The following is a 21,530-nucleotide window of genomic DNA, read 5'->3' as shown; positions in this document are numbered from 1 at the left end:
GCGGCGCATGCCGCGCGTAGCACGCAATGATCCCCTATTCCCTGCTAGACCTGTCCCCCATCGCGGAAGGCAGCGATGCGGCCCAGGCCATGCGCAACACGCTGGGCCTGGCGCAGCACGCGGAACGTCTTGGCTATCGCCGCTTCTGGCTGGCCGAACATCACAACATGCCGGGCATTGCCAGCGCGGCCACGGCCGTGCTGATCAGCTACGTTGCCAACGGTACATCGACGATCCGGGTTGGCTCGGGCGGCATCATGCTGCCAAACCACTCGCCGCTGGTGGTGGCGGAACAGTTCGGCACGCTGGCATCGCTTTACCCCGGTCGCATCGATCTGGGCCTGGGCCGCGCCCCGGGCACCGACCAGCCCACCGCGCGCGCACTGCGCCGTCATCTTGGCGCCGACACCGCCGACTCGTTCCCGCAGGATGTGGCAGAACTGCAGGCCTATTTCGAGGATGCCCGCCCGGGCCAGCGCGTGCGGGCCGTGCCCGGCGCCGGCCTCAAGGTGCCGCTGTGGCTGCTTGGATCGAGCCTGTTCAGCGCGCAGCTTGCCGCGTCGATGGGCTTGCCGTTTGCCTTTGCATCGCACTTCGCACCAGGATTCATGCGACAGGCGGTTGACCTGTATCGCCGCACGTTCCGGCCGTCGGAGCAGCTCGATCGGCCGCATGTGATGCTCGGACTCAATGTATTCGCCGCGGAGACCGACGCCGAGGCGCGCAGGCTGTTCAGCTCGCTGCAGCAGCAATTCCTTGCACTGGTGCGCGGCACGCCCGGACAACTCAAGCCGCCGGTCGACGATATCGAGCGCCTGTGGGATGCAAGCGAAGCCGAACACATCCGCCGTTCGCTGGCCTGCTCGGTGGTGGGTGACCCCGGTACAGTGCACGCAGGCATCCAGCGCTTTGTCGATGACCTGCGTCCAGACGAACTGATGCTGACGGGCCAGATCCACGATCACGACGCCAGGTTGAGATCGTTCACGATCGCCGCCGATACCATGCGCGCACTGCGGCCGGCATCGACGCAGCACGTTTGAGGCGGGGTCAGCTTCCCCACTGGCAGTGTCGAGGTGACCTTCGGCCCGAAGGGCGCCGCGTTGCTGACCATTGCGGCATCGGTTCCACGCTGGCGCGGCGCGCCGTCTGCGAGGAGAATGCGTTATCCACCGCGCCGCGCGCGTCCCGATGCCGAGGAGCCATGACATTTACGTTTGTCGATTCTGATCCGGCCGAAACCGATCCGCTGCAGGGCGAGCTTGCCCTGCTGGACCACGCGGCCAATGCCGGCCCGGTGGCACAGCTATGGGAGGCGCCGCTGTCGCTGGTGATTCCGCGCAGCTACCTGCGGCAGCCCGGCATCGAGACGGCGCGCGCCGCGTTTGCCGCGAAGGGCTGCCCGGTCTGGCTGCGCATGTCCGGCGGCGGCCTGGTGCCGCAGGGCCCGGGCATCCTTAATGTCAGTCTGGCCTATGCCGTACCCAGGGGCGTTGCCACGTGGATGGAACCGGTCTACCTGCACCTGTGCGAAGTGATTGCCGCGGGGTTGCGCCAGATCGGCGTGGAAACGCACTGGCAATCCGTGGATGGATCGTTCTGCGATGGCCGCTACAACCTGGCCTGGGGCCCCTGCGACCACGCACGCAAGATCGCGGGTACCGCGCAGTACTGGCGCCGCGCGCCAAACGCGGTGCAGACACCAGACGGGCAGCGGCACCTGGTGCTGGCCCATGCGATCCTGCTCGTCGATGCCGACCCCGTCGAGATCAATGCGCGAGCCAACGCGTTCGAATCCGCCATCGGCACCGGGCGCCACTACGATCCGGCCAAGGTGGTCAACGTGCGCGAAGCGGCGGGAATGGACGATGCATCCGGGCTCACGCAGACCGTAAGCGCGGCGATCCGGGATGCCATCTCGCGCTCGACCGCGCCGGGTCAGTAAGTTCCTACTTTTCCGGCGAGAACCGGATGTCGCCATACCAGGCCCGTGCCGTAGCGCCCGTGTTGTCGGTATCGGTAAGGATGCCGTAGCCGGTCAGCTTGCCGGGCTTTTCGTGGAAGACTTTCTCGAAATCGGCAACCACATTGCGGCGCAGGTTCTCCCATTTGCCGACTTCGCTGCCAACCACGATCATCTGCACGCGGCTGGTATGTGGATTCTCGATGACGGTGCCCGGCGGGGCACTGTTGGTCCAGATATACATCAGCGTGGCGTAGGGCAGCTTCTCGCCCACCGCGCCGGCCGCGAGCATCTCGGCCCGATCGCCGATCGACAGGCTGTCCACCTGGCCAGCGAAGAAGAACACCAGCCGCGCCGGCGCGTCCTCGCGGTCGCTCACGTGGTTATCGGCATTCGGGATCGGCGCGGCCACTTTCCAGCGCCACGTGACAATCGGCGTCTTGCCCAGGTCAAAGTCGCCCTCGTGCACCAGACCAGACGCCGCCGCGTTGGCATCCGCCTGAAGCACCGTGGTACCTTGGTCGGCCACCAGCACGTAGCTGGTCATCTTCTTGCCGGGCACAACCGGCTTGTTCTGCCAGCCGGCCGGCAGCACACCACCGGGCTTGCCCGTGGAGAACACGGCCCCAAGATCGGCGGCGTGCGCGAACATCGGCACGCACCAAAGCATGGCGGACAGCAGTCCGGCGAAGAGGGGGCGACGCATGGTGAACGCCTTCTTGTTGTGAAGCGATGGAAGCAACGGACCAGGACGATAGCTCAATTCTAGAATCCAGTTGCCGGCATGTATGCCCCTGACGCAGATGCGCCCCTGAAGCGCCAGCTTCCGATAAGTACACGTCACATCACACAGTTGCTTACAACTGCGGTTTCGCCGCGCCGTTCCGGGGCGACAACCGGGTGGTAAGGTTCAGCCTCGCGCGGACCGCCCGGCAAACGAACGGCTGACGCGTATCCTCAAGCCGTTACCTGACAGTTCCCAGTCCCTGCATGCGTTTCTCCATCGTGTCTTCATCAGCCCTGCTGCGTCGTCTGACGCTTGTTGCGATCGCCGCCATCGCCACGCTCGGCGCGCTGCCCGTGATGGCCGAAGTGCCCTGGCCCGTTACTTCTGAAGTCGCCCGGCAGCCAGTCCTGTCCCCTGAAGTGGCCGCCGGCCTTGCCCCCGTACGCTTCCTGCTGACCTTCGATGACGGCCCCGACAGCGGCCCCGATGGCAGCACGCCGGTCATCCTGCGCCAGCTTGCAGACAACCCGGTCGCGCCGGGCATCAAGGCGATTTTCTTTGTCCAGACCGCGCACCCGCGCCGTGGCGGCGGCCCGGCGGGCCAGGCGCAGATGCGCGACACCTGTGCAGCGGGCCACCTGCTGGCCGTGCACAGCGGACTGCCCGAGGGCCATGTTCCCCACACCAGACTGACGCCCGGGAAGCTGGCCGATTCGCTGCGCTCGGGCGAGGCGGATATCGTCGCGCAATGCGGGCATGTGGCGCAGGTTGTACGGCCGCCCGACTGGGCGCATAACGATACGACCGAGGCGGTCTATCGGCAGTTGGGCCTTGGCATGCTGATGGCCGATGCCAGCGCGCGCGACGGCAAGATCTATGGATGGCACATCAGCCTGCGCCGGCGTTCGCACATGGTCAGCGAGCTTGAGCGAGTGGGCCGCGCCATGGCCACACACCGGCTCGAACCCGTGAATGGCGTGATGCCGATCGTGGTGGCCTTCCACGACACCAATGACTTCACAGCGTCCCACATGACCGAGTATCTGCAGATACTGGTGGACGCCGCGCGCGAGAACGGATTGCCGTTGGCCAATCCGCCGTTCTACACGGATACAACCGCGCTGGAGCAGGCCGCTGTGGCACGCGCCGGTGCCGGCGTTTATGCGCGCGAAAGCTGGCCCTGATTTGGCGCTGATTTGGCGCTGATTATGGTCTGATGCGGGGAATCGGCGCCATGCCCTTGCCTGCCGCGGGGACATACGGGATCGTCGTGGAAGTGCTACGCTATCTGCCCGTGGTGCCCTAACCAGGAGAAACACCGTGCCCCGCAAGACTCCCATCGAACGCTATCGAAATATCGGCATCAGTGCGCATATCGACGCCGGCAAGACGACGACGACGGAGCGTATCCTGTTCTACACCGGCGTGAACCACAAGCTGGGCGAGGTGCACGATGGTGCTGCCACCATGGACTGGATGGAGCAGGAGCAGGAGCGCGGCATCACGATCACGTCCGCCGCTACCACGGCGTTCTGGAAAGGCATGGCCAACAACTATCCGGAACACCGCATCAACATCATCGACACGCCGGGCCACGTGGACTTCACCATCGAGGTGGAGCGCTCGATGCGCGTGCTGGATGGCGCCTGCATGGTCTATGACGCCGTCGGCGGCGTGCAGCCGCAATCGGAAACCGTCTGGCGGCAGGCCAACAAGTACAACGTTCCGCGCATCGCATTCGTCAACAAGATGGACCGCGTTGGCGCGGACTTCTTCCGTGTGCGCACGCAGATAGCCGACCGGCTCAAGGGCAACGCCGTGCCGATCCAGATACCGGTAGGCGCCGAGGACCACTTCAGGGGCGTGGTCGATCTGGTCAAGATGCGCGCGATCGTCTGGGACGATGCCAGCCAGGGGGTGCGCTTCGAATACATCGATATCCCGCCCGATCTGGTCGCCACCGCGAAGGAATGGCACGACAAGATGGTGGAGGCCGCCGCCGAAGCCAGCGAAGCATTGCTGGAGCGCTACCTGAGCGGCGAGCCGCTGACCGAGGACGAAATCAAGGCCGGTCTGCGCAAGCGCACCGTTGCCGGCGAGATCGTGCCGATGCTGTGCGGCAGCGCGTTCAAGAACAAGGGCGTGCAGGCAATGCTCGACGCCGTGATCGACTACCTGCCGTCGCCGGTCGACGTGCCCGCCATCCTCGGCCACACCGAGGACGACAAGCAGGCCGAACGTCATCCGAGCGATGATGAACCGTTCTCCGCACTGGCGTTCAAGATCATGACCGACCCGTTCGTCGGCCAGCTCATCTTTTTCCGCGTGTACTCGGGCGTGGTCAATTCGGGCGACACCGTCTACAACCCGGTCAAGGGCAAGCGCGAGCGGCTGGGCCGCATCCTGCAGATGCATGCCAACGTGCGCAACGAGATCAAGGAAGTCCGCGCCGGCGACATCGCCGCAGCCGTGGGGCTCAAGGAAGCCACCACGGGCGACACGCTGTGCGATCCGGACAAGGTGATCATCCTCGAACGCATGAGCTTCCCCGAGCCCGTGATTTCCCAGGCCGTGGAGCCAAAGACCAAGGCCGACCAGGAAAAGATGGGCATCGCCCTGAACCGCCTGGCGCAGGAAGACCCGTCATTCCGCGTGGCCACCGATGAAGAGTCGGGCCAGACGATTATTTCCGGCATGGGTGAGCTGCACCTGGAAATCCTGGTCGACCGCATGAGGCGCGAGTTCGGCGTGGAGGCATCGGTCGGCAAGCCGCAGGTGGCGTACCGCGAAACGATCAAGGGAGCAGCCAAGGACGTCGAGGGCAAGTTCATCAAGCAATCGGGCGGCCGCGGCCAGTACGGCCACGTGGTGCTCAACCTGGACCCGCTGCCGCAGGGCGGTGGCTACGAGTTCGTCGATGCCATCAAGGGCGGCGTGGTGCCGCGCGAGTTCATCCCGGCCGTGGACAAGGGCATTCGCGAAACGCTTGAATCGGGCGTGCTCGCCGGGTACCCCGTGGTCGACGTCAAGGCCACGCTTGTCTTCGGTTCGTATCACGACGTGGATTCGAACGAGAACGCATTCCGGATGGCGGGTTCGATGGCTTTCAAGGAAGGCATGCGGCGCGCCAGACCGGTGCTGCTGGAGCCGATGATGGCCGTCGAGGTGGAAACCCCCGAGGAATTCACCGGCAACGTGATGGGCGACCTCTCATCGCGCCGCGGCATGGTGCACGGCATGGAAGACATCGCCGGGGGCGGCGGCAAGATCGTGCGCGCCGAAGTACCGCTGGCGACCATGTTCGGCTATTCGACGTCATTACGTTCGCTGACCCAGGGGCGTGCCACGTTCACGATGGAGTTCAAGCACTACGCCGAGGCGCCCGCCAACGTGGCGGACGCGATCATCACCATGCGCAAGGCCGGCTGACGTGCCTGCCAACGTATCCTGAAAGGCACTTTGGCGGCAATGCGCCGCCGTGCCTTCCACCCGGTGCTCCTGTCTGCCATCCGGCAAGCAGGAGCGCCGGAGTTTCGTTCGGCTTCCCCGTCACGAAATGAGGACTATCGCACGCCCAGCGCAACCATTCCGTGGCAATATGGCCAGCGTCGGATCGATCCGCATACAGGAGCGCGTCATGATGGCATTTCTTGGCACCTTGTTAGTTGGCCTGATCGTTGGTCTGATCGCGAGAGCCATCAAGCCCGGCGAAGACAAAATGGGCTGGATCATGACGATCATCCTCGGCATCCTGGGCTCCGTCGCAGCCAGCTACGTTGGCCGCGCAATGGGCCTATACCAGCCTGGACAGCCGGCCGGCTGGATTGCTTCGGTGGTCGGTGCGATCGTGCTGCTGGTGATCTACGACATGGTCCGGCGCAAGTCCTGACACCTCGGCCACAAACCTCGGCCGCACACCGCGGCCTGACTCCTCGGCCTGACTCCTCGGCGAACGCTCAGTTTTCGCAGCGAAGCAGCGTGGCATCGCTGCCGGGAGCGACCATCGCCGTGATCTGGGGCGCAAGCGAGCGCAATACCCGCAGCGAAAGCGCACTGGTGAACGAATAGCGCGCGGCGTAGGGCTCGCGCACGTGAACCGTCACGGTGCCGAAGTAGCGGTCACCCAGCAGGAAGACGAACGTGGCGGAGCGGCTGACCGAACGCGACGAAATCACGCGGCCACCCGGACCATAGGTCTGGAAGCGCTGGTCGCCGGTCCCTGTCTTGCCTGCGATCATCAATGACGGCCCCATCGCCTGGCCCTTCCGGTTCAGCGGTACAAACGCGCCGTTGATCGACTTGGCCGTACCGTTCTGCACGACGTCAAGCATCGACCGCCGCACCAGCACGGCGATCTCCGGCACGATCAGCGGCTTGCCCGGCGACGGATGCAGGCTGTAGGTGCTGGCGTACGGTGTTTCCGACGCGAAAGCCATCGCCCGCACGGTCGACGGCTGGGCATCCACGCCGTTGGCCAGGATGATGCCGGCCAGTTCGGCCAGCGCCGCAGGCCGGTCACCGGATGCGCCAATTGCCGTGCCGTACGATGGCGTCAGCGAATCGAACGGATATCCCACCCGTTGCCAACGCTTGGCGATCTTGTCGAAGGCCTCCCGCTCCAGCAGCGTGCGGATGCGGCCGTCCTGGCCGAGCTTGCTATGCGTCTTGAACAGCCAGGCGTAGACGACCTGCCGATCGGGGGCGCTAGCTTTCAGGATCTCCTTGAGCGTGGCGTCCGGATGCGAGTCCATGTACTCGACCATCCACAGTTCGAGCGGATGGATGCGCGACAGGTAGCCCCGGTCGTTGAGGTTGAACTTGTCGTGGCCATACTTCACGTAGAGCGCCTGCAGGTCCTCGTCCGAAAGCTTCTGCTTGGGCATCCACGCGCGCAGCGTACGCGCGAACGTGGCGAAGTCGGTATTCGGCCGCGCGCTGAGCAGCGTCACCGACAGCCGAACGGCCGCCAGGTGCGGGGTCGGTTGCTTGACGCGATCCAGCAGCACCTTGAGCCGCTCGTCGTTGTTCTTGCCGCGATAGTGCTGGTAGAACGCGGTCATGAACGCGCTGCCCTCCTCATCGGCAAACTGCTCGAGGTAGGCACGCCGCCCCGGCGCGCTGCGGTCTTCAAGCAAGGCGCGTGCATCGGGATGCGCCTGGAATACTTCGTAGCGCACGATGTCCCGCATGATGCGGACGAACACCAGGTTCACCGAATGCTGGAAGCCCACGCGCACCGTCATCTGGTGCTCGCCTTCCCATTTCTCGAAGTTCGAGAAACTCTGCATGCCGCCGCCCGTAAAGAACGCCTCGCCGGGGTTGCCCGAGTACTTGCGCTCCATCGCGGCATCGAGCATCGCGCCAAGCTCGCGATCCGACGGGGACCTGGCCGCAATCAGATAATCCACGGCCCAGCGCGTCAGCACGTCCTGGCGAGGCACCTGCAGCGCCGTCAGTTCGGCCCGGCTCATGCCGACATAGCGGTCGTGCAGTTCGCTGATGATCTCGAGATAGGTCACCAGCGTGCGCAGCTTGGCCGTAGAACCAAGGTTGAGCCGCGCCCCATTGTTGATGTCGAACGGCTGGTCGACGTTGTCGGCCTGCACGCGCACCACGCTGGCGTTGCCCACGCGCTCGAACAGCGTGAAGCTGGCCACCAGCCGCGACGGGTCGTCGCCTTCGCGCAGCAGGTTCTTGCCATACAGGCCCATCTCGTGCGCGACGGACTTGTCGCGCAAGGCCAGCAGCCTGTCAGTGACCAGCCGCTGCGCTTCGCGGTTGATGGTGCTGTCCACCGTCAGATCGAGCCGGTCGAGGTCATAACGGCTGTTGATGCCAATCATGTGCGACACGTCGTTGCGCACCTGATTGACCGCCTTGCGCGTGACCCATGGTTCCGCTTCGGGGCGCTGCGGCGGCGGCGCCTTGTCGAGCGACTCGGCCAGCGCCGCGTCGCGCAGTTCCGGCGTGATCGCGTTGGCTGCGGCCAGCAGGCGCAGGTAGCTGCCCGTCAGGGCGTCCAGGTTGGTGTCGTCGCGACGCAGGTGGTATGACGGGCGCCGCTGCGAAATGATCAGCGACAGCGCGCGCTTGTATGCCTGCGCCTCGCGCGGCGTGGGGCTCCGCACGTCCATTTCGCGCAGCAGCGCATTGAACTGGCTGAAATCCTCGCCATACCAGACATAGAGTGCATCGCCAATGCCGTTGATCTCTCCGTAGCCGACACGCGCCGACAGCGGCACCGTGTTCAGGTAGTCGAGCACGACATTCTCGCGTGCGCGCTGCGTATCGGGTCCGTCGTGGTAGGCGCGCAGTGAAGCGGATGCCATCTGGCGAAACTTCTCCGAGACCGACTGCGTCTTGCCTTGTGGCGAATGCCGGTACTTCTCGATCTGCGTGGCCAGCGTGCTGCCGCCCGGGGTGTCATGGTGACGGTTGGCCAGCTTGAGCCCCTGGTCTAGCACCGCACGCGACAGCCGGCGCCAGTCCAGCGCCGGATTCATCATCGGATACTCGGGGTTCAGCAGGTTCTGGTTCTCGACGTAGAGCAGCGACGAAACCAGTACCTTCGGAATTGCCTCGAAGTTGTCATATTGACGCTGCGGGTAGCGGTCGAACGACAACGTCAACGCGTTGCAGTCGCGTACGAGCAAACCGGCCTGGTTCTTCTCGCGATAGGGCGGAAAGATGCCCTGGTCCATCAGCCGCACCATGTCGTCTGACATGTGGGCCTGCGCCGTGGTCACATAGCCATGCCTGAGCAAGCGCTCGCCGAACTCGCCCAGGCGCTCATAGCCAAGCCGTTCGTCGTAGGGACCGGAATGTGGATAGCGGATGCTGTTACTGGGGCCCGGCTCGATTTCGTACGTCAATGACTTACCCAGGCGGCTCATGTATCGAGCCTGCCATTGCGACGTGCGAACCTCGCTCGCGACGAGGCTCACAACGATATAGGCGCCGCCGCATACGGCGACGGCCATCCCGACGAGAATCCAGCCACGACGTGACACGTTTCGCATCCGGTTGCGCCGGGCCTGCCGTTTCCGCAGGCTTCACCGGCTCAATAGCCCCGCGCAAGTCGGCCGTCATCCGACGGCCGTTGCGTGCTTTCATATTACGCGCATCCGCTACGGATTGCCCTAGGGAAGTTGGCTAGCACACGAAGCGCCACAGCCACCCGTGCGCATCGCGCAACAGGCAGCTTGGGCATCACACCCGCGTGCCGGTGGGGCGAGTGCGTTTTACGTGGCGGAGACGGGACGGCCTGCGAACGGATAGCCCGGATCGTTGTATCCGTGCGTCGACGCATGCCCGCGCGGCACCAGTTCGTCGACCATGGATTCCTCCGCGGGCGAGAGCGTCGCGCCCACGGCGCCAAAGTAGTCCTCGAACTGAGCCAGCGTGCGCGGACCGGCGATCACCGAACTGACGATCGGGTTGGCAAGCACCCACGCTGTGGCGAACTGGCCCGGCGTCAGGCCACGGCCTTCGGCGTGAACCTTCAGCTTCTGCGCGATCACGAGCGACTCCTCGCGGAACTCCGTTTCCATGATGCGCCGGTCCGCGCGCCCGGCACGCGAGCCTGCCGCGGGCGGCTGGCCAGGGAGATACTTGCCCGTCAGCACGCCGCGAGCGATCGGGCTGTACGGCACCACGCCCAGGCCAAAGTGCTGGCATGCGGGCAGGATCTCGACTTCGGGTATCCGGTTCAGCAGGTTGTAATACGGCTGGCAGGCCACCGGACGCGGCACGCCGAGCCTGTCGCACAAAGCAACGATTTCGGAAATGCGCCAGCCGCGGAAGTTCGATACAGCCCAGTAGCGAATCTTGCCGGCGCGAATCAGGTCACCCATCGCGCGCACCGGCTCTTCCAGGTTGGCGCCGGGGAAGTCGCGATGCAGGTACAGGATGTCGATGAAGCCGGTGGCCAGCCGAAGCAGGCTGTCTTCCACCTCGCGCATGATCCACGCACGCGAATAGTTCGACTGGTTCGGGCCGCTGCCCATCGCGTTGCCAAGCTTGGTGGCCAGCACCCAGTCATGGCGATTGCCTGCCAGCAGCCGCCCGACCATCTGCTCGGATGCCCCCTTGCTGTAGACGTCGGCGGTATCGATGAAATTCACGCCGTGGTCACGCGCGCTGGCGACGATGCGGGCGGCCTCGGCCTCGTCGGTCTGGTCGGCGAACATCATCGTGCCCAGGCACAGGACCGAAACGTTCAGGTTGCTGGCGCCGAGGCGGCGGTACTGCATGGTGAAATCAGGCATGGCGGATTCCCAGGTGAGCAGGTCGGAAGCATTTTGCCGTGTTGTGCGGCGATTTGCAGCGAACGCCTGGCGCAAAAAAAAACGGCACGATCGCTCGTGCCGTTCTTCGTCAGGTGCGTACCGCCGCTCAGTCTTCGAGCTTCGGCAGGGCAGCGCTGGTCTGGCTGGACAGCAGGCCGGTCTTGGCATACGTCTGCAGCTTCTCGCGCGTGTCGACGATGTCGAGCGTGCGCATCGTAAGCTGGCCGATGCGGTCCAGCGGCGTGAACATCGACTCGCCCTTTTCCATCGTCAGGCGCTCGGGCTTGTACGTCAGGTTCGGCGACGTCGTGTTCAGGATCGAGTAGTCATTGCCACGACGCAGTTCGATCGTCACTTCGCCGGTCACCGCGCCAGCCACCCAGCGCTGGGCGGTTTCGCGCAGCATGATGGCCTGCGGATCGAACCAGCGGCCCTGGTACAGCAGGCGGCCCAGACGGCGGCCGTTGTCGCGGTACTGCTCGATCGTGTCTTCGTTGTGGATGCCGGTGATCAGGCGCTCGTAGGCGATGAACAGCAGCGCCAGGCCCGGGGCTTCGTAGATGCCGCGGCTCTTGGCCTCGATGATGCGGTTCTCGATCTGGTCGCTCATGCCCAGGCCGTGACGGCCGCCAATGACATTGGCTTCCGTGAACAGGTCCACGGCATTGGCGAACGTCTTGCCGTTCAGCGCCACCGGCTGGCCTTCTTCGAAGCGCACGGTCACTTCCTCGCGCTTCACTTCCACCTCATCGCGCCAGAACTGCACGCCCATGATCGGCTGGACGATGCGGATGCCCGAATTCAGGTGCTCCAGGTCCTTGGCCTCGTGCGTGGCGCCGAGCATGTTCGAATCGGTCGAGTAAGCCTTTTCCGCCGACATCTTGTAGTCATGGCCGTTCTGGCGCATGAACTCGGACATTTCGGCGCGGCCGCCCAGTTCGTCGATGAACTGCTGGTCCAGCCACGGCTTGTAGATCTGCAGGCCCGGGTTGGTCAGCAGGCCGTAGCGGTAGAAACGCTCGATGTCGTTGCCCTTAAAGGTGCTGCCGTCGCCCCAGATGTTGACGCCGTCTTCCTTCATCGCCGCCACCAGCATCGTGCCGGTCACGGCACGGCCGATCGGCGTGGTGTTGAAGTACGTCACGCCAGCGGTGGAGATGTGGAACGCGCCGCATTGCAGCGCGGCGATGCCTTCGGCCACCAGCTGGGTGCGGCAGTCCACCAGGCGGGCTTTCTCGGCGCCGTAGGCCATGGCACGGCGCGGGATGTCGTCGTAGTCCGGCTCGTCGGGCTGGCCCAGGTTCGCGGTGTAGGCGTAGGGGATGGCGCCCTTCTGGCGCATCCAGAGGAGCGCGGCGCTGGTGTCGAGTCCGCCCGAGAAGGCGATTCCGACGCGCTGGCCGGAAGGAATGTGCTGCAGGATGGTAGTCATCGCCAGAAAACCAGGTGAATTTGTCGGCTCTTGGGGCGCCCCCGCGTGATCGCGTCACACGGCGAGCCGGTCCGGCGCCCGAAACTCGTAACCGTGGATTGTGACATGGCCCGGCGTCAGCGCCAAACAGCGGCGGCAAAACCGGGCCTTCGCGCTCCGGCTTATCCGTCCCCAAAAATAAATGTGGACATTGTTAGAGCCCTCGCCTAGTCTTTGTGGACGGCGTACACAAGTGCCGCATACCCCCCGCCCGGCCATATCGGGCGCCCATCCAACAGGAGTAATCGATGTCCTCGAATGTCCAGCCGTATCTGTTTTTCGATGGCCGCGCTGAGGAAGCGGCCGAGTTCTACAAGACCGCCCTGGGTGCCAAGGTGGAAGCCATGCTGAGATTCAGCGACGCCCCCAAGGAAGCAACGAGTCCGGGCTGCGGTCCGGGCAGCGGCAACGAAGACAAGATCATGCACATGGCCCTGCACATTGGCGACGCGGTCATCATGGGTTCCGACGGCGAGTGCAAGGGCAAGGCCGAGTTCAAGGGTTTCGGCCTGTCGCTGGCGGTGGCCAGCGCCGCCGAGTGCGACAAGACGATCAACACGCTGGCCCAGGGTGGCCAGGTGGTCATGCCGCCCGCGCAGACCTTCTTCAGCGAGCGCTTTGGCATGGTTACCGACAAGTTCGGCGTGATGTGGATGGTGATTGCCGGCGCGAAGCACTAAGCCGCTCATCCATCCTCTCCGGGCAGGCCGTGCCGTACAGTCCCGTACAATGCGCGGCCAACCGGAGAACGCCATGGAATCCCGCCTCACCGATCTGGAGATCAAGGTTGCCTTCCAGGAGGACCTGATCGAAACGCTGAACCTTGCGGTTGCCCGCCAGCAGCAACAGATCGACCTGCTGCAAGCCCAGTTTCGCGCGCTGTACCAGCAGGTGCGCGCCAGCGCACCCACCGACGCGGAATCCAACCCGCAGCACGAAATCCCGCCGCACTACTGACGCTAGGGGGCACACCCACGCGCACGTCACTTGCCGGAACGATCGCCATACGGCGCCGGTCTGACCGCGTATCCAGACCCGCCCTGATCCGCCCCGATCCGCATTGCGCCCATGTTTCGTACCCTGACCACCGCCCTGTCCCGCGCGCGCCGCCCGCTGCTTGCGTTTGCCGTCGCCGCCGCCTCCGTTGCCACCCTTGGCACGGCCCACGCGGGCTATAACGTCTGGACCGGCGAATACACATTCACCAAGGGCGAACTCCAGAGCGCCATCGACAAACGCTTCCCGGCCACGCTGCGCTACGGCGAACTGGTTAGCGTGCAGCTATCCAACCCGCGCCTGGTGCTCGACCAGGCTAGCAACCGCGTCACCACGCAGATGGATGCCGCGCTGACGAACACGGTGCTGCCGTCTCCGCCGATCAACGGCACGCTGGCGCTGAACAGCGGCGTCCGCTATGACGCCACGCGCCGCGCGGTGCTGCTGGACAACCCCACGGTGCAGGACGTGCAGGTGCAAGGCATGAGCGAGTACCGCGATCAGCTCAACGCGATCGGCGCGGTCGTGGCCCAGCAGTTGCTGAAGGACTATCCGCTATACACGTTCAAACCCGACGAGCTTCGCTTCAACGGCAAGGACGTGGAGCCGGGCGCCATCACCGTGGCGCCCGACGGCATCCGCGTGCAGGTCAACCTGCGCTAGCGGGCCACGCGAAACACCAGCGGAGCGACGGCGGTCAATCGGACCTTCAATCGCCCCTTCAATCAGCCCTTCAATCGGCCTGTAGCCCGATGCCGGCTGCCAGCGCGGACAACGCGGGACCGATTGGCGCGGAAACCTTGAGCGTCAGCAGCGGATCTGCGCGCGTGGTCCCGAGGTTGAGCGCCGCGATCGGCAGGCCGCGCTCCTTTGCCCACAGGCAGAACCGATATCCCGAGAACACCGTCAACGACGATCCGACGACCAGCAGCGCATCGGACTGGCCAAGCGCCGCGCGGCCCGCATCGACACGTTCGCGCGGCACGGACTCGCCGAAAAACACGACATCGGGCTTGAGCACGCCCTCGCACCGCTCGCAGACCGGCACGGCGAAGTTGTCGAACAACGGTGATTCAAGGTGCGCGTCGCCATCGGCCGCAGGCACCGCGGACACGCCATGGAAATCGGGATTGTGCTGCCAGAGCCAGTGCTGCACGTCCGCACGCGGATAGCGCGTGGCGCAGGACAGACAGATCACCTGTCCGATGCTGCCGTGCAGCTCGATCACATCGTGGCTGCCCGCCCGCTGATGCAGCCCGTCCACGTTCTGCGTGACCAGCGCCGAGACGCGCCCGGCGTCGCCAAGCCTTGCCACGATGCGATGACTGATATTGGGTTGCGCGCCCGCGGCCACGGGCCAGCCGATCATGCTGCGCGCCCAGTAGCGCTGACGCGCCGCGTGGCCGCTCATGAACGCGCTGATCGTCATTGGCGCCGACCGCTGCCAGCGCCCCTGCTCGTCGCGGTAGCCCGGAATGCCCGAGTCCGTGCTGATGCCTGCACCGGTCAAGACGAACAGGCGCGGATGCTGCTCGACGAAATCGCGAAGCGCAGGGGACGTGCTCACGGATGGGTGACGGTCTTTTCGGTCTGTTCGTGGGCGGCCTGGCGCGCCTCCCACGCCCTCAGTTCCTGACGGTACCGCTCCATCTCGTCGTTATAGAAATCGAATACGCACGGATCGCACCCGCTGCCGCAGCACTCGTTGTCGCCGGGGCGCTCGGGCGGCTGGGGCCGGGGATCGTCGGAGTGGAATCGGGAAGACTCGGAGGAAGACTTGGAGGAAGACACAGCGGGCAAAAAGATACGGGTACGGCGCCAGTATATGCCGCCTCCGCAATTCCGGCCGGCGCGGACAGGTGCCCGACCGATGCCCGACAGAGGCTGCGCAATCGGCCTCTGATCTGAACGCTTCCGGCGCCCATGCTGAATTGTTTCGATCCATACGGCTGCCATGTGCGGCATACGGATCACGCTGCTAGTGTTGTGGCTCGCGGCATTGCCCGCAGACCTCAACCTGACATGCCGACTGCAACGCGCCTCGCCCCCACCCTTCTTCGCCGTGCCGGATGGCTGGCGGCACTATGCGCTTGCTTGCTGGCAGGAATGCCGGCCGCCGCCGGGCCCGAAACCGATGCCGCAGCGCACCCGCAGGGACGGCCAAAGATCTGCCTGGTGCTGTCTGGCGGAGGTGCACGCGGCGCGGCCCATATCGGGGTGCTCAAGGTGCTTGAGGAATTGCGCGTGCCGATCGACTGCATCGCCGGCACAAGCATGGGGTCGCTCGTCGGTGGCGCATACGCTACCGGCATGAGCACGGCGGACATGGAAAAGCTCGTCGGCGGACTGACCACGGAGACGATCTTCAAGGAACGCCCGCCACGCCAGGATCTTGCCATCCGCCGCAAGATGGACGACCACACGAACCTGTTCACCCCCGAGATCGGCGTGCGGTCGGACGGCCTGCTGCTGCCCAAGGGCGCCGTGTCGGGCGTGCAGCTTGAAACGGTGTTGCGCAAGCTGGCCAATGCCCCCGGCTATCGCAATTTCGATACGCTGCCGATTCCGTACCGCGCGGTGGCCACGGATCTGGTGTCGGGCACGCCGGTGGTCTTCCGCGAAGGCGAACTGGCCAACGTGATGCGCGCGAGCATGTCGGTACCCGGCGCGGTGGCCCCCACCGAATACCAGGGCAAGCTGCTGGTGGATGGCGGCCTGACCGATAACCTGCCCGTCGACGTTGCGCGAGCGATGGGTGCGGACATCATCATTGCCGTCAACCTTGGTACGCCGCTGATGAAGCGCGACGAACTGACCTCTCTGATCGGCGTGACCGGCCAGATGCTCAATATCCTGACCGAGCAGAACGTGCGCGCGTCGCTGGCGTCCCTGCAACCGGCCGACATCCTGATCCTGCCCGAGCTTGGCGATTTCTCGGCCGGCGATTTCGACCACCTGCCCAGGACGATCCCGATTGGCGAAGCCGCCGCACGGCGCCAGGCAACCCGGCTGGCGGCGCTCTCGCTGCCGCAGGAGCAGTACGCCCGGTTGCGCACGGCGCAGAAGGCGCTGCCGCCACCTGACCAGCGGCCTGTCGACGAGATCCGCTTCGCGCCAATGGAACGCGTGAACCCGGCGTTTGCCGCGGCCACGATGGAAACCAGGCCGGGCGAGCCGATCTCGCAGGCCACGCTGGATCGCGACATGCGGCGCCTGTTCGGTACCGGCGACTTCGAGCACGTGAACTATCGCTTTCTGGAAGAGCCGGGCAAGCGCGTGCTTTCGGTCGACGCCATCGAGAAATCGTACGGGCCGAACTACCTGCGCTTCGGCCTTGGTCTCAGCACCGACTTCCGCGGCGAGGCCTACTTCAACCTGCTGGCCAGCTATCGCCGCACGTGGCTCAATTCGCTCGGTGCCGAGTGGCGCACCGACGTGCAGGTGGGCCAGACATCGAGCCTGATCAGCGAGTTCTATCAGCCGATCGACACGCGCCAGTTGTTCTTCGTCGCGCCGCGCATCGAGTTGGAACGGCGGCCCGTCAATATCTTCAACGGCGACACCAGGTTCGCGCAGTACGACCTGCGCCGTTCAGATCTCGCGTTCGATTTCGGCAGCCAGTTCACCAAGTATGGCGAGGCCCGCGTCGGCGTGGTCATCGGCGAGCAGAACGCCACGCTGTCCACGGGCCCCGTGGTCCTGGCGCCGGGGCCCGGCCACATCCAGCGCCGTGCGGTCACGGGCCGGTTACTGGTGGATCAGATCGACAACATCAACTTCCCGCGCTACGGGTATGGCGGCACCCTGAACATCTACGCCTCGCAGGGCGGCATGGGCGCCACCAACACCTATACGAAGGGCGACATCAGCGGCACGTGGGCGTATTCGATCGGCAACAACACGTTGAGCTTCGGCGTCAGGGCCGGCAGCAACCTCGGCGGCCCGGCCTTGCCCAACTATGACCTGTTCCAGTGGGGCGGCTTCCTGCAGCAGTCCGGCTACAGCACCGGGCAGCTGATCGGCGGCAACCTGCAGTTCGCGCGGATGGTCTACTACAACAAGCTGATTCACCAGACCTTCTTCGATGGCGCCTATGCGGGCTTCTCGCTGGAGGCCGGGCGCGTCGGCGCACCGCTGGTGCCGGGCAGCCCAACCGGCCTGCTGAAATCGGTAGCCGCGTTCTTCGGCATCGACAGCCCGATCGGCCCGCTCTACCTCGGGTACGGCCGTGCGGCCGGCGGCAACTATGCGTTCTACCTGTTCCTGGGCAAGCCATAGGTGAATAGGTGAAGTGCCCGGGAATCCGCCAGGCGAAATGTCTATGACGCCCGACCCCCACCTTAGTTGTATTTAATGTCTTTGCGCGCGTGCCTATACTGGTCAGGTCGCCAAGACCCCCGTCTTGACTGACACCCCCTTCCCCGTCGCCGCCCCAATCGGCGACATTTTTTTGTCCGAAGCGCAGCAGTCCGTGCGCCGGAGCGTTATGATGCGCGATTATCGAACGCCCCCGCACCGCACCCATGGACGCACCGAGCCCCATCCGTCTCAAGCCGGCGCAAGCCGATACCGTGCGCGCCGCCAAGCCGCCCGCCGATATCCTCGGCAGCTTTGCCGGCGATCCCAACTTCATGCTATCGCTGGCACGCGGGCTGACCGTTCTTGAGGCATTCTCGGAACGCAAACGCCCGCTCACGATTTCGCAGGTTGCACAGCGCACGCAGTTGTCGCGGGCCTCGGTCAGGCGTTGTCTCTATACGCTGGAGCAGCTTGGATACGTGAGCCAGCAGGACGGCCATTTCGCGCTGCGCCCACGTGTGCTGCATCTGGGCCACGCGTATTTCTCGTCATCATCGATCGTGTCGCTGGCGCAGCCAATCCTGGACAACCTCAGCGCACGCGTGCATGAAACGTCGGCACTGGCCATCCTGGACGGCACCGACATCCTGTACCTGGTTCGCTCCGAGGTGCAGCGCGTCATGACCCACGCGCTCGGCATGGGAAGCCGGCTGCCGGCCTACTGCACGTCAACGGGGCGTCTCTTGCTTGCGCATCAGCCCCAGCCGATCCTCGAAGCATTTTTCGAGCATGCCGAACTGCGCCCGCGTACGCTGCTGACGAAGATTTCGCGCCCGGAACTGGAAGCAGCATTCCAGCGCGCGCGCGACATGGACTACGTCCTGATCGACGAGGAACTTGAGCCGGGCTTGCGTGCGATTGCCGTGCCGGTGCGCTCGCAGGCCGGTGTGGTGCTGGCGGCCATCAGCGTCAGCGTGAAGGCCGGCAAGGTGTCCGAGACGGAGATGATTTCGCGGCTGCTCGGCCCCATGCGCGAGGCGGCAGCCGCAATTGGCAAGATGATCGGAACCTGAGCGGAACCTGACCGAAATCTGAGCGAGCGGAACCCGGGCGAAACCCGGGCCGCTTCCGGTCCCGCCGGGGCGTCAGCCCCGGTGCGCCAGTTCGAGCTGGAAAACCAGGCGCTGCAGGAAGTTCTCCATGCGCCCGTCCGGGTTCAGGAATGCGCAACCGTAGTGGTGGACGGTGTTGTCGTCGAAGCCCACCAGCCAGTGGCCAACCACCTGCATATCCAGTTCCAGCCGGCCGAGTTCGGCGAAATCGAGCAGGCAGCGCTTGACCACGGTACCCACCGGCAACAAGTCCGCCCCCACCGCGCGCGAGCGCAGGCCCACCCCGGAAAGCGACAGATCGGCGATATCCAGCTGCAGCACCTGCTTTTCGGCGCTGTCAGGCATGCGGAGTTCGCAACGATAGCCCTTGGTCAGCAGCGTGCGGGCGCGGAAATGGCGGCGGCGCTGGAAGTGATAGAGCTTCTCGGGGAAATCGGCGATAAAGGCCGGACCGCCTTCGAAGCGCGTTGCGCCGGGCGTGCCCACCATGAAGTTCACCGGCACGCCGCGCAGCAGGCCCGAGAACGCATTCTGGTCGGATGCCATCAACGCCTGGCGCTCGCCGTCTGCACGGCACCAGTCGAAGATGAAAGTCTTGTTGGCCGGATCGACGTGCAGGATCGACGTCACGATTTCCGAACCGCCCTTCGAGCGAACATTGAGCAGACATTTCTGCCATGCCATGTCGCGCAGCACGGTCCCGATCTGCGAGCTGTGGGTCAGCCGGTAGCGTTCATCCGAATGCGCAGCGCCGTCCTGCTCGTCTGAATCGCCCTTGACCTGGGACTGTGGTTGGGCCAGCTTGGACCCGCGGGGATCTTGAAGACTCATGGAAATACGCTACGTCGAAAGGGTTACGCCACGCTGCACCCGGCGGACGGGCGCCGGAATTGGTTGAAATCCCGCGGCGAGCCAGCGCCGCATGGTAAGCGTCACCCAAAGGCGGCGCAAGCATCTGCCATGGCCTTCGGCAAAATACGACGTAACTTTAGCGACCGACTTCGGAGGGGTGGCGTCCTCAACGCTTTTTGCCTCATCCCGGCCCCGGGGGTGCCTGCAACGATGCCTGCGCCTCAGTCCGCAGCCAGTCAAACAACGCGCCGCGGCGCGGGTCGTACTCGAACGGTGCGGGCGAGAGCAGGTAGTACGCGGAGCCGTCCGCCACAAAACCGTGCGGCGCCGCCAGTCGGCCATCGGCCAGTTCATCGGTGGCCATCAGTTCAGAAGCGATGGCCCAGCCAAGGCCTGCCGCTGCAGCCTGCAGGCTCAGGTAGAAGTGTTCGTACCAGACGTCGGCGCCGCCCACCAGCGTGATACCCGAGCCGCGCGCCCAGCGCTGCCAGGCGTCCGGCCGCGTGCGCGTATGGAGCCGTTGCAGCGCATCAAGATTGGCGGCGGCCAGATCCGGCCTGCAAACGGGCCCGACCCGCTCGGGCGCCAGTTCGCGCGTGTGCCAGCGCGCGTCGAACGAAAAATCGTTGCGGCGCAATGCAACATCGACGCCGCCGCGCGCAAAGTCGATCGGCCCGCCGGCGGCCATCAGGTGCAGCGGAATATCGGGGTGCAGCGCGGAAAAGCGCGCAAGCCGCGGGATCAGCCAGCGCATCGCGATAGTTGGCTCGCATGACAGCGTCAATGCCACGTTCCGCGCGGGCGCACGGATTCTTTCGGCGGCGGCAGCCAGCAGGTCCATCGACTGCGTGGCTGCGACATGTAGCGTGCGGCCGGCTTCGGTCAGGAAAACCGCACGGTTGCGCCGCTCGAACAGGGCCACGCCGAGTTCGTCCTCGAGCTGCCGGATCTGCCGGCTGATGGCGCCGTGGGTCAGGTGCAACTCCTCGGCAGCCCGGGCGAAGTTCTGATGGCGCGCGGCCGCCTCGAAGAAGCGGATCCAGCCAAGCCAGTGCATCGATGGCATGCCGATCTGTCAGGTTTTCTCACGGAATTCGGCGAGTATACATCGTTTGCCGTACCCATTTCTGCGAGCCAGAATTGCCATGTCCGAACGTTGCCGACACCGGCATTCCACAACGAAAACTGACTGAAAATGACTCCGCTCGCCGAACTGCTGGCCGTTGCCACCATCACCATCCTTGCCGTGATCAGCCCGGGCCCGGACTTCGCCATGGTCACGCGCAACAGCTATCTGTTCGGCCGCCGCACCGGGCTGCTCTGCGCGCTGGGCATCGCGCTGGGCGTGCAGGTCCACGTGGCATACACGATGTTCGGCGTGTCGCTGCTGATGCGCCACGCTCACGGACTGCTGTCCGTCATCAAGGTAATCGGGGCTGCCTACCTGATCTGGATCGGCCTTCAGACACTGCGCAACCGCACGCCATTGACCGTCGATACCGCCAGCGCACCGGCCATCTCCGGGCTGGCGGCGCTGCGCATGGGCTTCCTGACCAATGCGCTCAATCCCAAGACCACGCTGTTCGTGGTCAGCACGTACACACAGGTCGTCAACGCGCATACGCCATCGGCCGTGCAGTTCGGCTACGGACTGTTCATGTCAGCCGCCCACTTGGCCTGGTTCAGCTTCGTCGCGTGGAGCTTCGGGTCCGAGACACTGCGCAGCGCGATGCTGAAGCGACAGCGGCTGCTCGATGGCGTGATCGGCACCACGCTGTGCGGTCTGGGGGTGGCGCTCGGGCTCAGCAACCTGGGCTGACGG

19 protein-coding genes are annotated in these 21,530 nt (G+C 65.0%); 11 read left to right on the top strand and 8 right to left on the bottom strand.

Going from position 1 to position 21,530, the window contains the following annotated elements; translation table 11 throughout:
• Nucleotides 1-26: 26 nt before the first annotated feature.
• The gene (locus B552_RS0115210) at nucleotides 27-1,043 is read left to right on the top strand and encodes an LLM class flavin-dependent oxidoreductase (RefSeq protein ID WP_019449892.1); all 1,017 of its coding nucleotides are present in this window, start codon (nucleotides 27-29) and stop codon (nucleotides 1,041-1,043) included.
• 161 nt (nucleotides 1,044-1,204) lie between these two features.
• Nucleotides 1,205-1,945, top strand: a complete 741-nt coding sequence (locus tag B552_RS0115205) for a lipoate--protein ligase family protein (RefSeq protein WP_019449891.1) — start codon at nucleotides 1,205-1,207, stop codon at nucleotides 1,943-1,945.
• A 4-nt stretch (nucleotides 1,946-1,949) separates the two neighbouring features.
• On the opposite strand, the gene B552_RS0115200 is transcribed toward B552_RS0115205, so the two are convergent.
• Nucleotides 1,950-2,669, bottom strand: coding sequence for a DUF3047 domain-containing protein (locus B552_RS0115200; protein WP_083860297.1), 720 nt, complete (start codon nucleotides 2,667-2,669; stop codon nucleotides 1,950-1,952).
• 284 nt (nucleotides 2,670-2,953) lie between these two features.
• Between B552_RS0115200 and B552_RS0115195 the strand changes: the two genes are divergently transcribed.
• From B552_RS0115195 to B552_RS0115185, 3 genes are all read left to right on the top strand, one after another.
• Nucleotides 2,954-3,874, top strand: coding sequence for a polysaccharide deacetylase family protein (locus tag B552_RS0115195; protein ID WP_019449889.1), 921 nt, complete (start codon nucleotides 2,954-2,956; stop codon nucleotides 3,872-3,874).
• Between the two features lie 136 nt (nucleotides 3,875-4,010).
• Entirely contained in the window at nucleotides 4,011-6,119 is a 2,109-nt protein-coding gene (gene fusA / locus B552_RS0115190) for an elongation factor G (protein WP_019449888.1), read from the top strand.
• 208 nt (nucleotides 6,120-6,327) lie between these two features.
• Nucleotides 6,328-6,579, top strand: coding sequence for a GlsB/YeaQ/YmgE family stress response membrane protein (locus tag B552_RS0115185; RefSeq protein WP_026035686.1), 252 nt, complete (start codon nucleotides 6,328-6,330; stop codon nucleotides 6,577-6,579).
• A 67-nt stretch (nucleotides 6,580-6,646) separates the two neighbouring features.
• On the opposite strand, the gene B552_RS0115180 is transcribed toward B552_RS0115185, so the two are convergent.
• The 3 genes from B552_RS0115180 to argG form a co-directional block, all read right to left on the bottom strand.
• Nucleotides 6,647-9,670, bottom strand: coding sequence for a transglycosylase domain-containing protein (locus B552_RS0115180; RefSeq protein ID WP_019449886.1), 3,024 nt, complete (start codon nucleotides 9,668-9,670; stop codon nucleotides 6,647-6,649).
• A 261-nt stretch (nucleotides 9,671-9,931) separates the two neighbouring features.
• Nucleotides 9,932-10,957, bottom strand: coding sequence for an aldo/keto reductase (locus tag B552_RS0115175; protein ID WP_019449885.1), 1,026 nt, complete (start codon nucleotides 10,955-10,957; stop codon nucleotides 9,932-9,934).
• A 127-nt stretch (nucleotides 10,958-11,084) separates the two neighbouring features.
• The gene (gene argG, locus B552_RS0115170) at nucleotides 11,085-12,410 is read right to left on the bottom strand and encodes an argininosuccinate synthase (protein WP_019449884.1); all 1,326 of its coding nucleotides are present in this window, start codon (nucleotides 12,408-12,410) and stop codon (nucleotides 11,085-11,087) included.
• Nucleotides 12,411-12,697: 287 nt separating this feature from the next.
• Here argG and B552_RS27520 point away from each other — a divergent pair, with 287 nt between their 5' ends.
• The 3 genes from B552_RS27520 (at nucleotide 12,698) to B552_RS0115155 (ending at nucleotide 14,108) form a co-directional block, all read left to right on the top strand.
• On the top strand, nucleotides 12,698-13,129 hold the full coding sequence (locus B552_RS27520) for a VOC family protein (RefSeq protein ID WP_019449883.1): 432 nt from the start codon (nucleotides 12,698-12,700) through the stop codon (nucleotides 13,127-13,129).
• A gap of 73 nt (nucleotides 13,130-13,202) precedes the next feature.
• Entirely contained in the window at nucleotides 13,203-13,406 is a 204-nt protein-coding gene (locus tag B552_RS0115160; RefSeq protein WP_019449882.1) for a SlyX family protein, read from the top strand.
• Nucleotides 13,407-13,517: 111 nt separating this feature from the next.
• Complete coding sequence (locus B552_RS0115155; protein ID WP_019449881.1) at nucleotides 13,518-14,108, top strand: DUF1439 domain-containing protein; 591 nt, start codon at nucleotides 13,518-13,520, stop codon at nucleotides 14,106-14,108.
• A gap of 70 nt (nucleotides 14,109-14,178) precedes the next feature.
• Here the strand turns inward: B552_RS0115155 and B552_RS0115150 are convergent, their stop codons facing one another.
• Together B552_RS0115150 and B552_RS27515 are read right to left on the bottom strand one after the other, a co-directional pair.
• Nucleotides 14,179-15,012: an NAD-dependent protein deacetylase gene (locus tag B552_RS0115150; protein ID WP_019449880.1), complete on the bottom strand. Its 834-nt coding sequence runs from the start codon at nucleotides 15,010-15,012 to the stop codon at nucleotides 14,179-14,181.
• Nucleotides 15,009-15,236, bottom strand: a complete 228-nt coding sequence (locus B552_RS27515; RefSeq protein WP_051003566.1) for an oxidoreductase-like domain-containing protein — start codon at nucleotides 15,234-15,236, stop codon at nucleotides 15,009-15,011. The genes B552_RS0115150 and B552_RS27515 overlap by 4 nt, the downstream gene beginning before the upstream one ends.
• A 315-nt stretch (nucleotides 15,237-15,551) precedes the next feature.
• Between B552_RS27515 and B552_RS0115140 the strand changes: the two genes are divergently transcribed.
• Both B552_RS0115140 and B552_RS0115135 read left to right on the top strand, forming a co-directional pair.
• Nucleotides 15,552-17,723 carry a patatin-like phospholipase family protein gene (locus B552_RS0115140; RefSeq protein ID WP_019449878.1) on the top strand — a complete coding sequence of 724 codons (2,172 nt, stop codon included), beginning with the start codon at nucleotides 15,552-15,554 and terminating at the stop codon, nucleotides 17,721-17,723.
• 245 nt (nucleotides 17,724-17,968) lie between these two features.
• Nucleotides 17,969-18,817: an IclR family transcriptional regulator C-terminal domain-containing protein gene (locus tag B552_RS0115135; protein ID WP_019449877.1), complete on the top strand. Its 849-nt coding sequence runs from the start codon at nucleotides 17,969-17,971 to the stop codon at nucleotides 18,815-18,817.
• A gap of 72 nt (nucleotides 18,818-18,889) precedes the next feature.
• Here B552_RS0115135 and B552_RS0115130 read toward each other — a convergent pair whose 3' ends face one another.
• Together B552_RS0115130 and B552_RS0115125 are read right to left on the bottom strand one after the other, a co-directional pair.
• Nucleotides 18,890-19,687 (bottom strand): flagellar brake protein, encoded by a 798-nt coding sequence (locus B552_RS0115130; protein ID WP_019449876.1) that lies wholly within the window; start codon nucleotides 19,685-19,687, stop codon nucleotides 18,890-18,892.
• Nucleotides 19,688-19,889: 202 nt separating this feature from the next.
• Nucleotides 19,890-20,765 (bottom strand): LysR substrate-binding domain-containing protein, encoded by an 876-nt coding sequence (locus B552_RS0115125; RefSeq protein WP_026035683.1) that lies wholly within the window; start codon nucleotides 20,763-20,765, stop codon nucleotides 19,890-19,892.
• Nucleotides 20,766-20,903: 138 nt separating this feature from the next.
• Here B552_RS0115125 and B552_RS0115120 point away from each other — a divergent pair, with 138 nt between their 5' ends.
• Nucleotides 20,904-21,527, top strand: a complete 624-nt coding sequence (locus B552_RS0115120; RefSeq protein WP_019449874.1) for a LysE family transporter — start codon at nucleotides 20,904-20,906, stop codon at nucleotides 21,525-21,527.
• Nucleotides 21,528-21,530 lie beyond the last annotated feature (3 nt).

The sequence above is a fragment of the Cupriavidus sp. BIS7 genome (genome assembly GCF_000292345.1).
In the GTDB taxonomy this organism is placed as follows: domain Bacteria; phylum Pseudomonadota; class Gammaproteobacteria; order Burkholderiales; family Burkholderiaceae; genus Cupriavidus.
The sequence above is the reverse complement of the archived record's forward strand: the minus strand, read 5'-3'. Positions and strand labels throughout refer to the sequence as shown.